The 15,734-nt window shown below is 44.9% G+C and carries 15 protein-coding genes and 1 riboswitch; all 15 genes read right to left on the bottom strand.

The window, feature by feature from the left end:
* Positions 1 to 30: 30 nt before the first annotated feature.
* The 15 genes from H7J92_RS12825 to H7J92_RS12755 all read right to left on the bottom strand — a co-directional run bounded on the left by H7J92_RS12825 (position 31) and on the right by H7J92_RS12755 (position 15,370).
* Positions 31 to 348 carry a YerC/YecD family TrpR-related protein gene (locus H7J92_RS12825; protein ID WP_009498624.1) on the bottom strand — a complete coding sequence of 106 codons (318 nt, stop codon included), beginning with the start codon at positions 346 to 348 and terminating at the stop codon, positions 31 to 33.
* Between the two features lie 24 nt (positions 349 to 372).
* On the bottom strand, positions 373 to 1,410 hold the full coding sequence (locus H7J92_RS12820; RefSeq protein WP_009498625.1) for a DUF3048 domain-containing protein: 1,038 nt from the start codon (positions 1,408 to 1,410) through the stop codon (positions 373 to 375).
* 9 nt (positions 1,411 to 1,419) lie between these two features.
* Complete coding sequence (locus H7J92_RS12815; RefSeq protein WP_009498626.1) at positions 1,420 to 3,135, bottom strand: adenine deaminase C-terminal domain-containing protein; 1,716 nt, start codon at positions 3,133 to 3,135, stop codon at positions 1,420 to 1,422.
* A gap of 422 nt (positions 3,136 to 3,557) precedes the next feature.
* Positions 3,558 to 4,817, bottom strand: a complete 1,260-nt coding sequence (purD, locus tag H7J92_RS12810; RefSeq protein WP_221837305.1) for a phosphoribosylamine--glycine ligase — start codon at positions 4,815 to 4,817, stop codon at positions 3,558 to 3,560.
* A 21-nt stretch (positions 4,818 to 4,838) separates the two neighbouring features.
* Positions 4,839 to 6,374, bottom strand: coding sequence for a bifunctional phosphoribosylaminoimidazolecarboxamide formyltransferase/IMP cyclohydrolase (gene purH / locus H7J92_RS12805; RefSeq protein ID WP_221837304.1), 1,536 nt, complete (start codon positions 6,372 to 6,374; stop codon positions 4,839 to 4,841).
* Positions 6,375 to 6,422: 48 nt separating this feature from the next.
* Entirely contained in the window at positions 6,423 to 6,995 is a 573-nt protein-coding gene (gene purN / locus H7J92_RS12800; RefSeq protein WP_009498630.1) for a phosphoribosylglycinamide formyltransferase, read from the bottom strand.
* A complete protein-coding gene (purM, locus tag H7J92_RS12795; RefSeq protein WP_221837303.1) occupies positions 6,995 to 8,050 on the bottom strand; it encodes a phosphoribosylformylglycinamidine cyclo-ligase in 1,056 nt (351 codons plus the stop codon). The genes purN and purM overlap by 1 nt, the downstream gene beginning before the upstream one ends.
* 11 nt (positions 8,051 to 8,061) lie before the next feature.
* The gene (gene purF, locus H7J92_RS12790; RefSeq protein ID WP_078818481.1) at positions 8,062 to 9,486 is read right to left on the bottom strand and encodes an amidophosphoribosyltransferase; all 1,425 of its coding nucleotides are present in this window, start codon (positions 9,484 to 9,486) and stop codon (positions 8,062 to 8,064) included.
* The gene (gene purL / locus H7J92_RS12785; protein ID WP_221837302.1) at positions 9,462 to 11,693 is read right to left on the bottom strand and encodes a phosphoribosylformylglycinamidine synthase subunit PurL; all 2,232 of its coding nucleotides are present in this window, start codon (positions 11,691 to 11,693) and stop codon (positions 9,462 to 9,464) included. The genes purF and purL overlap by 25 nt, the downstream gene beginning before the upstream one ends.
* Positions 11,683 to 12,366: a phosphoribosylformylglycinamidine synthase subunit PurQ gene (gene purQ, locus H7J92_RS12780; protein ID WP_009498634.1), complete on the bottom strand. Its 684-nt coding sequence runs from the start codon at positions 12,364 to 12,366 to the stop codon at positions 11,683 to 11,685. The genes purL and purQ overlap by 11 nt, the downstream gene beginning before the upstream one ends.
* A complete protein-coding gene (purS, locus tag H7J92_RS12775; RefSeq protein WP_009498635.1) occupies positions 12,363 to 12,617 on the bottom strand; it encodes a phosphoribosylformylglycinamidine synthase subunit PurS in 255 nt (84 codons plus the stop codon). The genes purQ and purS overlap by 4 nt, the downstream gene beginning before the upstream one ends.
* A 45-nt stretch (positions 12,618 to 12,662) precedes the next feature.
* Positions 12,663 to 13,784, bottom strand: coding sequence for a 5-(carboxyamino)imidazole ribonucleotide synthase (gene purK, locus H7J92_RS12770; RefSeq protein WP_009498636.1), 1,122 nt, complete (start codon positions 13,782 to 13,784; stop codon positions 12,663 to 12,665).
* Positions 13,781 to 14,269, bottom strand: a complete 489-nt coding sequence (gene purE / locus H7J92_RS12765; RefSeq protein WP_221837301.1) for a 5-(carboxyamino)imidazole ribonucleotide mutase — start codon at positions 14,267 to 14,269, stop codon at positions 13,781 to 13,783. The genes purK and purE overlap by 4 nt, the downstream gene beginning before the upstream one ends.
* Before the next feature lie 162 nt (positions 14,270 to 14,431).
* A riboswitch (purine riboswitch) is annotated at positions 14,432 to 14,532 on the bottom strand.
* 128 nt (positions 14,533 to 14,660) lie between these two features.
* Positions 14,661 to 14,846 carry an NETI motif-containing protein gene (locus H7J92_RS12760; protein WP_009498638.1) on the bottom strand — a complete coding sequence of 62 codons (186 nt, stop codon included), beginning with the start codon at positions 14,844 to 14,846 and terminating at the stop codon, positions 14,661 to 14,663.
* Positions 14,843 to 15,370 (bottom strand): DUF2179 domain-containing protein, encoded by a 528-nt coding sequence (locus H7J92_RS12755; protein ID WP_009498639.1) that lies wholly within the window; start codon positions 15,368 to 15,370, stop codon positions 14,843 to 14,845. Before H7J92_RS12755 ends, H7J92_RS12760 begins: the two co-directional genes overlap by 4 nt.
* Positions 15,371 to 15,734 lie beyond the last annotated feature (364 nt).

Below are 15,734 nucleotides of genomic sequence, written 5' to 3'. Positions count from 1 at the left end.
GTGGGAGGTTCCCCCGGCCGGTTGGGTTATTTATTTTTTCGGTTGGTTGTTTTTGAGTTCGGGATAGAGGCGGTCTAGCATGAGGTTATAGCCTCCGGATCCGTAGTCTACGCAACGGCGTATACGGGAAATGGTAGCTGTGCTGGCCCCGGTTTCTTGCTGAATACTATCGTACGTTTTTTTCAGCCTAAGCTTATGAGCGACGTCAAAACGCTGTGCTAAAGATTGGACTTCGCTCATCGTGCATAAATCATCAAAAAATTGATAGCACTCCTCTAAGTCATCCAACTCTAAGACCGCTTTAAATAATCGGTCTAGTTGTTCACCGCGTATTTTATCAATTTGCATGTCCTCACCCTCTCTTTGTCGATCTTATGGAGTATAAGTTACGGAAGTAGAAGGGCCTGAAATAGAGGGTACGATATGGATCCAAGATTTACCCGCCGTTAATTTAACAGGTAACCCTTGTTCTAACGGCGTTAAGAATCCATCGATGTTTTCCCACTCGATCGTTTTGGCAATCCCTTCATGGAATAGCACAGCCTTACCGCCTGAATGAAGATCAATTGCTTGTCTACCCTCTTGATCTACTGTTTGGTGATCCATTTCCATTACGATCACGTTCGCTAATTCAACTCGCCGTTCATTCAATTTATCGACCGTATCAATGCCATTGACAGAACGATAATAACGATTGGTCTCTTCATCAAAATGATACGTACTGCTAAAATTCGGATTCTTGCCATACGATACAATAACTGATGAAGCCATATCTCCTATTTTATCACTATCTTCAGGATTTAGGAAAGAAAAGACCGGCATCTTGGAGATCTTTTCGGACGCGCCCGTCGTTTCAAATGCCTGTGTTATATGTTCTTTGGAAATATATGAATTATGCGGTGCTTTTCGATCGGGAGACCGTTCAAATAAAGTGCCGTCATACTGCATACCGTTCACATGATCAACCGTTCCACTGTCCAGTAACTTTTTCGCTTCTGGACTGTAGCCATGTGCAATATAAAATGCATCCATTCCTTCGGCAAGGCGAACAAAATAATCACGCGCACTGCGGATCGGACCGATTTGGTCGGGTATCTCACTATGAAATAAGGCTAAGTATCGTGTTACTTCGCCTTCCGCCATAAATTCATAGATCAGATCTGCATCCGCGATCCCGGACTGTGGGCGGGCTAAAGGATGATTATTGATTGTCGCTACTATTGGACGATTCTCCCGCTTTTCCGTCAATTGTTCTCCGGTGAAGGGGGCCGGGTAGGACGTCGCAATTTCTTTTGGCTGTTCTTGTGACGATTCTTGCTGTTCTGTCGTGCTATTTTTCGAAGAACAGCCGCCTATATATAGAAGGCCTATCAGTGCTGCAAAAAGCAGCTTTCGTCCTGTCCATCTCAATCCAGTTTCCTACCTTTCTGTATTAGAAATTAAACACTCGTTTTTCAAGACTTGAATTAGGCCCATGGGAGTAATTCGAACATGAGGCAAATGGACAGATTGCATGAATAATAGCGTAAATACTACATCTCCATGGTGGTAGCCACGGTCTTTCAACGCTCGCTTCATAGTCAGCTCTTGTTCCATAATAACTTCCATTGGTTCGTCGGATAACCCGCCAGATATCCGAAGCGGCAAAGTTTCAACGATCTGTCCATCTTCCGCTACCGCCATGCCGCCACCATTCTTCTTAATTTCATTAAATGCTCGTTTCATCTCTTCCCAATTCTGACCAATTAATAATACATCACCTGTATTCGAATAGGAAGATGCAAAACCTTGCAGAGAATCAGCGAAACCTTTTAACACTGTATTTACCCGCCATTTCCCCTGCTTATCAAGCAACAGTAAGAAACACTCATTTCCTGAAGAAATAATAGGTTTCGTCAGATCTAGTTCTGTTTCGTACACTTTTGTAATGACATCATTCACCATTTGGATTCCAGTAGAAGAAGAGAATGAGAAATCGGCGTCATTCAACTCAAATGGCAAATCAAAAAAAGGAATCTTTGACCAATCCACTGCTCGGAACGTCTCCGTCGCATCACCATCACGCACTAACCATTGACCTTTCGATAATACATCTGTCGGTACTGGATTCCATTCGTCTTCCAAAAAGTTCAGCGTTGCATAGCGGCCCGTCCCAATTACACTATGCAAGTCGGTCATGTCATAGTACCTCGCGACATTATAGGATGCCATCTGATAGGCGTCAATCGGCGATACGCCAGCGTCCAACGCAATTTGAATACATTGATCCATCACACCATTCTTATAGAAAGATGGTGTGGAACCGTCTGTCGTCATCATCAAATGATCAAATACATCCCAGCCTCGTTCAAGAATTCCCGCCAATAAATCAGGCAAATCGGGACGGATCGATGAGTAGCGCAATGTAACCGCATACCCTTGTTGCAGACGTCTCTCGACTTCATCCACCGTCATTGCTTCATGATCACCGTCAGTGCCTAGCAACTTCATCCGGGCAAGTGTTCTTTCAGATGCGCCGGGAAAATGGCCTTCTATTTTCTTGCCTTCGCGTTTTGCTTCCCCTAACGAACGCAACATATTTTGATCGCCTTGAAGCAACCGAGGCCAACTGGTCAGTTCACCTGCCATTAGAACATCGGGACGCTTCAGCCACTTTTCAATATCTGCCGGATTGAATAACTGTTGTTCGTTTTGCAAGACAGTCTGTGAATCGACGCGAGCCCACCAGTAAAAAGAGAATGGGAGTTCATTCAATTGTTCAATGAACGAAAAAGCCTTTTCTTGATCGAGCATGGTAAATAGCAAAAGATTGTCCGCTAATATGGTAGTTGTGCCTCGCCGAGAAGCGAAATCGGCAAATGTCTCAGGATTATAAAGCTGGAATGGATGCACATGCGGCTCAATATAACCCGGCACGATTTTCTTTCCAGAAGCGTCCACTCTTTCGGTTCCTTCCAGCTGGGCAGGCAGTTTCTGCCCCACATATACAATTCGATCTCCTGCAATCCATATATTTCCCTGCATCCATTTTTTAAATATTGAATGTAAATACGTTGCATTTTCTATCAATAAATCAGGTGCTTTCTGTCCGTTAATAATTGCGAGCTGTTCCTGAATTTCTTGTGCACTCCACATTTCGACACCATCCCTTTGTAATAGTAAGTTAGCTGTTTATTTATTTCATTGTTCTATCAATTCACGCTTTATATTAACATAGCAATCCGCCAGAGAATAGGCAAGCAACATTTTAGTTATCCACAACATCAAAGTGTAAATCCACATAATGTCAACAAGTTACCAACATTACTAACAGTTTATTCACAATTTACCCACTAGTAGTTCACAGTTTGGAAGAATCTTTGTGAGTATATGTCCTATAGCTGCGTTTTCCTAGGTTCTTTGTTTACTTGTTCAGATATAATAACTACTTTGAAATTCATCTCAAGACAAACAAATCCCTCTGCAATAAAACTGCAGAGGGATTTATTTATAAACACTGCAAGCACCAGCCTCTCGGAACGTTTCAGGCTAGACGGTGCTTTTCGCTTTTGGTTACGTCATTCAAATGTTCTCCACCCAATGTCGTGACGGTGGAAGAAACCGTTCCATTCTTGTGTCGCTAGTTCTTTGTAGACTTTTTCTTGGGCTTCTTTAAGGTTTTCAGCTTTGGCAGCAGCAAGGAGTACTCGGCCGCCGTTTCCGATGAAGTGGCCATCCTCCAGTTTTGTGCCTGCGTGGAATACCTCCAAGCCATTTGCTGTCAGCGGATCTAAGTTCGGAAGCTTGTTGCCTTTTACGACATCGCCTGGATAACCATCTGCTGCGATGACAACGCCTAGCATCGCTTCTTCATGCCACTCCAAGTCGAAAGGTTCACCAGCCATCAAGGCTTTCATGAACTCACCGAAATCGGATGCCATACGCGGCAGGACGACTTGTGTTTCAGGATCGCCAAAACGTGCGTTGAATTCGATTACTTTCGGACCTTGCTCAGTCAGGATCAGACCAGCGTAAAGAATACCTGTGAACGGAATACCTTCTTCTGCCATCGCGTTGACAGTCGGAACTACCACGCGGTCATAAGCTTCCTGAACAATACCCTCTGAAATTTGAGGAACTGGTGAATACGCACCCATACCGCCAGTGTTCGGTCCGCGGTCCCCATCGTAAGCCCGTTTATGATCTTGTGCGATGACCATTGGATAGATCTGTCCGTCATGGACAAACGACATATAGGAAAATTCCTCACCATCCAAGAACTCTTCCACTACGACGCGAGAGGATGATTCACCAAACTTTTGATTGCCGATCATATCGTCAACCGCGTTCAATGCTTCCTGCAGATCCATTGCTACGATGACACCTTTTCCGGCAGCTAATCCGTCTGCCTTCACTACAATTGGTGCACCCTGCTCACGGATGAAATTCTTCGCTTCCTCCGCATCCGTGAATGTTCCGTACGTTGCGGTCGGGATATCGTATTTGTCCATAATTTCTTTAGCAAATGATTTACTGCCTTCGATACGCGCCGCTGCTTTAGTCGGCCCGAAAACAGTCAATCCTTTATCCAAAAAGAAATCCGCAATTCCTTCTGCTAAAGGCTGTTCAGGACCAACGAATGTCAGCGTGATTTGATTGTCGATAGCGAATTCTGCCAACGCTTCAAAATCTATTGCATCAATCGGCACGCATTGTGCATCTTGCTTCATGCCATCGTTTCCTGGCGCTACAAATACTTCGGATACAGAAGGCGCTTGGTTAAATTGCTTAGCGATCGCATGTTCACGACCGCCACTTCCAATTACGAGTACTTTCATGACCATCTTCCTCCTGCCTTCTTAATGTTTAAAATGGCGCACGCCCGTAAACACCATCGTGATGCCATAGTCATTTGCTTTTTTGATGGAATCTGCATCCTTAACAGAACCACCCGGTTGGATGATTGCCGTGATGCCTGCTTTTGCAGCTGCTTCTACAGTATCATCCATAGGGAAAAATGCATCGGATGCCAGAGCGGCTCCTTTTGCACGTTCTCCTGCTTGCGTCAATGCGATATTCGCAGCTCCGACACGATTCATCTGCCCTGCACCGACTCCAATTGTCATATGTTCATCGGTTACGACAATCGCATTGGATTTCACATGCTTAACGACAGCCCATCCCAACTTCATCGCATTCCATTCTGCTTCCGTCGGCTCACGATCTGTTGCTACTTTAATATCAGCTTCTTCAAAACCGTAGGAATCTGGCTGTTGCATAAGCAATCCGCCTTCTACGGAAACCGTATTCCATTGATCTTTTTTCTGCTGTTCAAATGAAATTGTCAATAAACGAATGTTTTTCTTCTTTGTCAATGTTTCAATTGCTTCCTCTGTGAATGAAGGAGCAATCACGATTTCAAGGAAGATGTCCGCAAGTTGAGCTGCCGTTTCCCGATCTACTTCCTTATTCAACGCAATGATCCCGCCGAAGATAGACACCGGATCCGCTTCATATGCTTTGCTGAAAGCTTCAGCAATTGTCTTGCCTGTCCCAACACCGCATGGATTCATATGTTTGACTGCTACTGCTGCTGGTTCTGCAAACTCTTTGACTATTTGAATCGCCGCATTGGCATCTTGGATATTGTTATAAGATAGTTCTTTACCATGGAGCTGCTCCGCATATGCGATCGAGAAGTCGGATCCTAGCGGACGGCTGTAGAATGCCGCTTGCTGATGTGGATTTTCACCGTAACGCAGCGGCTGTTTCAGTTCGTATGTATAGGTAACTTGTTCAGGGAATTGCTCACCCGCAAGTTCGGTCAGATAGCCGGAGATCAAGGCATCATAAGCTGCTGTATGACGGAAGACTTTTGCTGCCAGACGGCGGCGTGTCGGGAGCGTCGTGCTGCCTTCAGCCTTAAGTTCCTTTAATACATCTTCATAATCCGTTGAATCTACAATCACTGTAACATATGCATGATTCTTTGCAGAAGCGCGCAGCATTGCCGGACCGCCAATATCGATATTTTCAATTGCATCATCTTCCGTTACGTCTGGCTTTGAAATGGTTTCTTTAAATGGATAGAGGTTCACACACACGACATCGATTGGTTGGATTCCGTGCTCTTCCATCTGAGCTTGGTGTCCTGGATCGTCTTGTTTCGCGAGCAACCCACCGTGGATCATCGGATTCAATGTTTTGACGCGACCTTCCATGATTTCCGGGAAGCCTGTGATTTCATCGACTGCCGTCACACTTACTCCATTGTCTTTCAAATGCTTCATTGTGCCGCCCGTAGATAATAGTTCATAGCCGAGTTGCTCGAGTTCTTGCGCAAACTCCAAAATTCCGCTTTTATCCGATACGCTCAGTAATGCGCGCTTTTTCAAAAGAATCCCTCCATTTTATAAAAAAAGCCTGTCTTCACAACAGGCTGATCAGTTGTTAAATAAATCCTTTAACGTTTCCGCATACAATTCATGCTCCGTTGCATGAATCGCATAGGCGGTTTTTTGAGCATCATTGTCTACCACATCCACAGCTCGTTGTGCCAGAATCGGACCCGTATCCATTCCTTCATCGACTAAATGCACGGTGACACCTGTCACTTTAACTCCAGCAGCAACAGCTTGCCCAATGGCGTCCTTGCCAGGAAATGACGGCAATAGCGACGGATGAATATTAACGATGCGTTCAGGATATGCATTCAGTAAAACCGAGCCGATCAAGCGCATATAACCTGCAAGTATCAGCCACTCTGCCTGAGCTTCCTCTAGAGCATCTAGTATTGCTTGCTCATATGCTTGCTTCGTTGCAAAATCACGAGGACGTAAAGCAACCACTGAAATATTCGCCTGTTTTGCCCGTTCGACTACGAAAGCATCTGGTTTATCTGTGACGACCAGTACGATATCGGCAGGTATATCGCCAACAGAACAAGCTTTGTTCAAAGCGGCAAAATTACTGCCACTGCCTGACGCGAAAACCGCAATACGAACATTTTCCGCCATTACGCCAAGCTCCCGTCATGATCGCCAACGAACTTGACGCCTTCCTGACCATTTACATGTCCAATTACATAAGCTTGTTCGTCATGTGCTTTTGCGATTTCTACCGCTTTTTCAGCATCTGCTTCGGGCAGTGCGATGACAAAACCAATCCCCATATTGAAGACACTGTACAAGTCACGATCTGTCAGCTCGCCTTTTTCCTTCAACATCTGGAATACCGGAAGTACAGGCCATGCGCCCAACTCTACTTCCACGCCAAAACCTTCAGAGAACATACGCGGTAGATTTTCAAAGAATCCGCCACCCGTAATATGGCCCATCGCATGAACATCTAACTGCTCGTGCATTTCTAGAATAGGCTTCGCATAAATTTTAGTCGGTGTCAGCAAAGCATCCGCTACCGTTCCTAGTCCTTCAAAGCCTTCAATCGTACTATTGATATCCAGACCTAATTGTTCAAACACGATATGACGAACGAGAGAATATCCATTGGAATGGATTCCACTAGAAGCAATTCCTACGAGTACATCACCTTCCTGTACACGCTCTCCTGTCACTAGCTTGCTCTTTTCACAAGCCCCGACTGCAAAACCAGCTAAATCATACTCATCTTCTCCATACAAACCAGGCATTTCTGCTGTCTCGCCGCCAATCAATGCTGCTCCGGATTGCATACAGCCATCCGCTACCCCTTTGACGATCGCTTCGACTTTCTCAGGCACTGCTTTTCCAAGAGCAACATAATCCAAGAAGTACAATGGCTCTGCGCCTTGCGCTACGATATCGTTGACACACATTGCGACACAGTCGATACCGATCGTGTCATGACGATCTGCCATGAAAGCCAATTTCAACTTCGTACCGACTCCATCTGTACCTGAAATCAGCACAGGTTCTTTATATTCGAGCGCAGACAGGTCAAACATTCCGCCGAATCCACCAAATGCACCTGCAACTCCTTTACGAGTCGTTCGTGCTACGTGGGACTTCATCCGTTCCACTGACTCATAGCCAGCTTCAATATTGACTCCCGCTTTTTCATACGCCTTCGACATGGAAAGGCCTCCTATCGTACGATTTCTTTTTCGTGCGGCATTGCCGTATCCGAATAAATTTCAGTTGGATACTCTCCTGTAAAACAAGCTAAGCATTGACCGCAATTTTTCATTTCAGGCGATCGGCCATTCGCTTCCAGCATTCCATCAATGGAAAGGAAATGCAGCGAATCCGCGCCGATCTCGTCCCGCATTTGTTCCAAGCTTCGTCCTGTTGCAATCAATTCGGAATCAGAACTGATGTCGACTCCGTAATAGCAAGGTGCGATGAGAGGAGGGGATGCAATGACCACATGGATTTCTTTTGCACCAGCTTCTCTCAGCATTGCCACAATACGTTTCGACGTCGTACCGCGAACGATGGAATCATCGACCATCACTACGCGTTTTCCGTGTACGACTTGATGAACAGGCGACAACTTCATCTTCACGCCTTTTTCTCTTAATGCTTGAGAAGGCTGAATGAATGTCCTGCCGACATAGCGATTCTTAATTAGACCTAGTTCATACGGGATGCCACTTTGCTCGGAGAAACCAATCGCAGCAGAAATACTGGAGTCCGGAACTCCCGTCACAACATCCGCGCTAATTTGAACTTCACGAGCAAGCTGCTTGCCACAACGTTTGCGCGCAGCGTGAATGTTGATCCCATCGATATCCGAATCAGGACGAGAGAAGTAGACATACTCCATCGAGCACATCGCACGCTCTGCTGGTGCTGCAAACCGTTCAGACGTCAAACCTTTGTCGTTAATGATTAATAGCTCTCCCGGCTCTACTGATCGAACGTGCTCGGCACCGATAATATCGAATGCACATGTTTCAGATGCCACGACCCATGCATCCCCAATTTTGCCGATAGACAACGGACGCAAGCCATTCGGATCCTGCGCTACCATCAAGCCTTCATCTGTCATTAAGACAAATGCGAAGGCACCTTTTAAGATGCTAAGTGCTTTTTTCACTTTATCCCGCTGATTCAATGAGCCGCTACTGCGTTTGATCAAATGCGCCAGTACTTCTGTATCGGAAGTAGTCTGGAAGATACTTCCCTGACGCTCCAAATGTTCTTTAAGATCTCTTGCGTTGATCAAGTTCCCATTATGTGCAATAGCAAGACTTCCTGTTGTCGAACGAAACACAAGCGGTTGGACGTTTTCAATGCCGCGTCCCTGCTCTGTTGTGTAACGGACTTGTCCAATCGCCCCGTGACCTTTAAGTGTATTTAAGTTGTCACCTGAGAAAACTTCATTGACCAGGCCTTCTCCTTTAACTGCATGAAGACCATCATCGCCTTTTACAACGATTCCAGCCCCCTCTTGCCCCCGGTGCTGAAGTGCATGCAACGCGTAATAGCTAATTTGCGCTGCGTCTTCATGCCCCCAAATACCAAATACGCCGCACTCTTCGTTTAATCCTCTGAGTTCAGCAAGCATGGAATTGCCCCTTTCCAAGCAGCGTGGAATTGTTCTACCGTCCCTTCTACTAGGACAGATCCTTCTGCATCTTTGATGACAAGTTGTCCGCCATCTGTCACTGTTCCGATTTTCACAGCGTCTTCGACTTTCTCTTCAAACTCTGCCACCTGATCCGCCTTCACAGTTACCAAGAAACGCGATTGCGTCTCGCTGAATAAAGCCGTGACCGCAGAACCTTCAACCGTCACTTCAGCACCCAGTCCATCGGTTGCAAATGCCTTTTCACAAAGAGCTACGGCAAAACCGCCTTCGGATAAATCTGCTGCTGATTGGAGTAAGCCTTGCTGAATAGCTGCAAGCAATTGCTTCTGACGCTTAACCTCTACGTCCAAATCGATTGCAGGCGCTTTACCGAAGATTTTTCCTTCGATCATTTGCTGCAGTTCACTACCACCAAATTCTGTCTCTGTTTGACCGATAATGTAGATCGCATCTCCAGCTTGTTTAAAGCCTGGCGTCGTCACTTCTTTTAAATCATGGACGATTCCGACAAGACCAATTGTCGGTGTCGGGTAGATCGGCACTCCATTGACTTCATTCGAAAGCGAAACGTTGCCACCAATGACCGGCGCGTTAAGTTTACGGCAAGCTTCCGATATGCCGTCCGCAGATTTTTCAAGCTGCCAGAACACTTCTGGTTTATCCGGGCTCCCGAAGTTCAAGCAGTCCGTCAATGCAATCGGCTCAGCTCCTGAACAAACGAGGTTACGAGCAGCTTCTGCGACTGCGATCTTACCACCTGTTTCCGGATCCAAATAGATGAAGCGTGAATTACAATCTGCTGTCATCGCAATTCCTTTATTCGTTCCTCTGACACGGATAATCCCGGCAGACGCTCCTGGAGCTAATACGGTATTTGTGCGAGCACCCGTATCGAATTGGTTATATACCCACTCTTTTGATGCAATTGTTGGACGTTGCAATAAATCGAGTAAAGTTTCCTTTAAGTTTTCTACTTGAGGTTCTTTATTTTCAATCGCTTGATTCGCCGCAAAGGAAGCAGGTTCTTTGGATCCCTTCTGGTAGCTCGGCGCATCTTCAGCAAGCAAATCTGCAGAGACTTCCGCCACCACTTCTCCTTTATGGAGCAAGCGCAACATCTTATCATCTGTTACTTGACCAATTGCCGCTGCATTGATTCCATATTTCGTGAACAATGCAATAACTTCTTCTTCACGGCCTTTTTTCACGACGATCAGCATCCGTTCCTGTGACTCGGACAGCATCATTTCGTATGCCGTCATATTGTCTTCTCGCTGAGGTACCAGATCCAAGTTCATCTCCACGCCATAGCCTGCTTTCGATGCCATTTCTGCTGCTGATGAAGTTAGACCTGCTGCACCCATATCCTGGATACCAATCAAAGCATCGGATTTCACAAGTTCCAAGCAAGCTTCCATCAACAGTTTCTCAATGAATGGATCTCCTGCTTGCATGACCGGCAATTCTTTCTCTTCTTCGATAGATACTTCAGAAGAAGACATCGTTGCGCCGTGAATTCCATCACGTCCAGTTGTTGCGCCCGCATACAGAACTGTATTGCCGACACCTGCTGCCAATCCTTTTTGGATATCTTCGTGATTAAGCAATCCAACCGCCATCGCATTGACTAGTGGACGCTTGGAATAGCATTGATCAAATTGGACTTCCCCAGCCACTGTCGGGATGCCCATCGTATTACCATAGCTCGCAATCCCTGCAACTGCTTCTTCAAACAAAAACTTATCGCGCGGCTCTGTCAAATCACCGAAACGGAGCGAGTTAACCAATGCAACCGGACGTGCGCCCATGGAAAATACATCGCGGATAATCCCACCTGCACCTGTTGCAGCTCCAATGAAAGGTTCAATAGCTGACGGAGAGTTATGAGACTCCATTTTGAACACAGCAGCTTGATTGTCACCGATATCTACAATCCCTGCACCTTCACCTGGTCCCTGAAGTACGCGTTCACCTTCAGTCGGGAATTTACGCAATACAGATTTGGAACTCTTATAGGAACAATGCTCCGACCACATAGCGGAAAATAGACCGGTTTCCGTATAATTCGGAGTGCGTCCAAGCTTTTCCACTGCACGCTCGTACTCTTCATCTGTCATGCCCATCTGAAGATACAGACGTTGTTCCTTAATTTGTTCAGCCGTAGGTTCATGATTAATTGACATGCTGTTCACTCCAATTGTTCAAGATTGAATGGAATAACGGTGTTCCACCTGTACCGCCGATGATTTCCTCAACTGCTCGTTCCGGAAGTGGCATCATTCCAAGAACATTGCCTTTATCATTGGTGATGCCTGCAATAGCTGATATACTGCCGTCTAGATTTTCATCCGCATAAGTGAAAATAATTCGGTTTGTTTTTTTCAGTTCTTCCACTGTCGCCTCATCCGCATAGTAATTGCCGAAGTCGCTTGCCACAGGAAGTTGAATTGTTTGGCCTTTTGCATAGTCTTTTGTGAAAACAGTGTTATTGTTTTCCACCTTCACCGTTTCAAGCGCAGAGCGGAATTTGAGGCTGTTATTGCGCAAAAACCCACCCGGAAGAATACCAGTTTCCACTAAGATATGAAAGCCATTACCTACGCCAAGAACCGGCTTCCCTGTTTCTGCAAACGCCTGAAGATGTTTGCAGGCAGGTGAGCTTTTAGCTAACGCACCTGGGCGCAAATAGTTTCCATAAGAAGTGCCTGTCGGTAATAGAACCGCATCGAAGTAATCGAGTTGATCGGCTTCAGTATGCCAAACGTACTCTACTTCTTGCTTCACAGTCTCCTCGACCGCATAATACATATCTAGATCACAAGTAAGACCTGGGAATACTAGGACAGCGAACTTCATTTGCCGGCGACCTCCCCGATTTCAAAGCGATAATCTTCAATGACTTTATTGATCAATAACTCATCGCACATTTCTTTCACACGTGCTTCTACAGCTTGTTCAGAACCGTCCATCTCTAGCTCGATCAGTTTACCAACCCGTACACTTTTCACTTCTTCAAAGCCCATTTTCTGTAGTGCATCTGTTGTCGCGATGCCTTGTGGATCTACAACACTTTCACGTAATGTTACATAAATAGTTACTTTCGTCATTGTTGGTTCCTCCCAAAGTGGAAATAGTTGTGTAGTGCAATTTATTTAGTCTTCCCAAATACCTGATTGTTCAATTTCAAGCAAAGTGGCTTCTACGTTATTTGTCATCATGGTAACGTGACCCATTTTGCGTTTTTCTTTCGCTTCTGCTTTACCATATAAATGAATCGACCAATCTGGATAATCTGCAATGCGCTGTTTAAGCGGCTCAACATGTTCACCCAGCACATTTACCATTACGACGGAATCCCATAACTTCGGATCGCGCAACGGCCATCCACAGACAGCACGGATATGTTGATGGAATTGCGAGATATTGCATGCTTCGATTGAATAATGTCCAGAATTATGCGGTCGCGGTGCTAATTCATTGATAATAATTTCACCACTCGGCAATACAAACATTTCAACTGCCAAGGTTCCTACCAACTCAAGTTGACTCGCGATTTTCTCAGCTTCCAGTTGGGCCTGTTGCAAAACCTTTTTTCCTACACGAGCAGGCACAATTGATTCATGCAGTATATGATGTCGATGAATATTTTCAGCAATCGGCAGACAATAGGATTGACCCGCAGGATTTCGCTGTATGATTACTGAAATTTCTTTCTCAAATGGAACGAACGCTTCCGCTATACAAGCCGAATGTTTAAAAAGGGATTGAGCCTCTGTCAATTGCCCTTTTGATTCTAGCTTGACTTGCCCCTTGCCGTCATAGCCGCCAAAAGCAGTTTTGACGATGCATGGAAAACCGAGTTCATCGATTTTGTCTGTTAACTCTTCATACGTATCCGCTGTTATGTAATTAGCAACCGGAGCCCCAGCAGCTTGGATAGCTGCTTTTTCATGTATTCGATTTTGCGTAATGCGGACTAGCTCAGCTCCTTGAGGAACATACGCTTGCTCCGTTAAACGTTTCAAACCTTCATAATCAATATTCTCAAATTCAAAAGTGATCACATCGCTGACTTCACGCAATTCAGCTAGTGCTTCTTCATCATTATAAGAAGCCACAATCTCGATATCTGCTATCTGACCACAAGGTGAATCAGTTGTAGGATCCAACACTGCGATACGAAATCCAGCTTCTTTCGCTGCAAGTCCCATCATTCTTCCTAACTGTCCACCACCGATAATCCCTATCGTCTGTCCAGGCTTAATTAATTTCACTCTAACTCACCACTGCTTTCCAACGAGACTTGTCGCATTTCATCACGTCTTTGCTGTAGTTTTTTTCGCAACTCCGCATCTTGTACGCTAAGCATTTGCGCAGCCAGCAGTCCTGCATTAGTAGCACCCGCTTTACCGATTGATACGGTTGCCACGGGAACCCCGCCAGGCATTTGTACGATAGATAATAAAGAATCCATTCCATTCAATGCTTTGGATTGTACCGGAACACCGATAACAGGTACCAGTGTTTTTGCTGCAACCATTCCTGGCAAATGAGCGGCTCCGCCTGCACCGGCAATAATAGCATGAAGTCCCTTTCCTTCTGCCTGTTCTGCATATTCGAACATAAAGTCAGGCGTACGGTGGGCTGAAACCACGTTCTTTTCATAGGGAACGTCTAGCTCATCCAATACCTCACATGCATGCTTCATTGTTTCCCAATCACTTTTACTGCCCATAATCACACCGATCTTCGGTTCCAAATCCAATCCGCTCCTTCAATCCATACTTTATTATCAATATCATACAAAAAAAGGTCCTTGAAAACTCTACTTTTCACATGCACAAAAAGCAGAACTTTCAAGGACCCTTAACAAAAGAAGGCAATAGCTGAATATTCTTCTGCTATCACACTTAGTTATCCAAGAAAAATTGCTTTCCCACATAGTGTAGACATTTACGGTGTCTTGGTAGAAACGCTGCAGCCAATTCTGCGGCATATACGGGGAACTCATTTACTCTTATTATAGTAACAATTAATATTTAATTCGTCAACCAAAAGACGAACATTGTTTAATAACTCTTTTTCAATCATTCGTCTTTTGAGCATTTAATGAATGAAAACATACCGGCTTCTCATTCACTTGAATAGTATTAGCTATTTTTAACTCCTTGAAACTGCGTCTGCTGCTTAATTGGAATGTACTCCTCTCCCACTTGTTCAAATAGAGGCTTCTCCCTCCTAGCCACTACGCTATAACCTAAACCTTGTATTCGTTCCACACATTGTTCCAATGTTTCATCGTCCTGTTTATCAAACCATATTTTTTTAGTACTCATTTAAATAGCTTTCCTCTTTTCACACTCTTCACCCAGAAGCCGCCATGTATTTTCTTTGGCTCATATGAAATGATAAACGCCTTCGGATCAAGATCTGTTATTGTCTTGTAGAGCTGCAATTCATATTTACGCGGTGTCAAAATCTCCATAGTTGAACGGCCGCCGCTTAATCCGTTAGCCGACCAATCCGTCACCCCATATCCCGCTCGTCGCAATACTGCAGGCATTTCTTTATCAATATCTGAAGTAATCACATTGACCGTTATATAACCTAAGGCCAATCTCTCTTCAATTTTAGATCCTATCACTACACCTGAACCATACCCCAAAGCATAAGCTATTAGGTTTTGAATTTGGTCTAAATTGTCAAGTACTAAACCAAGTCCGATGACATAGATGACAATTTCTATCATACTGACAACTGCAGCAATATATCTGTAGCCTTTTAACGTCATTATCATACGGACTGTAAAAAAGGAAACATAGACAATATTGATTACAAAGATTATTAACACCATTCCCATAGCAACTTCTCCTTTCTACAATAGGGTTTATCGTATCGCGCCTCACTAAATAATTCAAGGAAAGTCTTTTAATACTGATTTAGCTTTTACACGTCTATCTACGTATCTGCAAGACACTCTGAACATTCAATAGGATGAGTAACTCATGCATTGTATCAAGGACCCTGAGACCCGCACTAAATACTCATCGAATCATCATAATCTACGACAGTACGAGCCATTCGCCTTTCACGCCACACTTTCCGTCTTTGCAAACAAATCAATCTCTCACTGCGCTCACCCACAGCTTCATTCAAGACAGGCTCCCTTCATTCTGCATATCCTTATACGAAAACACAAAAAAGCCACTCACTATGAGGACCAT

The sequence above is a fragment of the Sporosarcina aquimarina genome, assembly GCF_019748715.1.
GTDB lineage: Bacteria > Bacillota > Bacilli > Bacillales_A > Planococcaceae > Sporosarcina > Sporosarcina newyorkensis.
The sequence above is the reverse complement of the archived record's forward strand: the minus strand, read 5'-3'. Positions and strand labels throughout refer to the sequence as shown.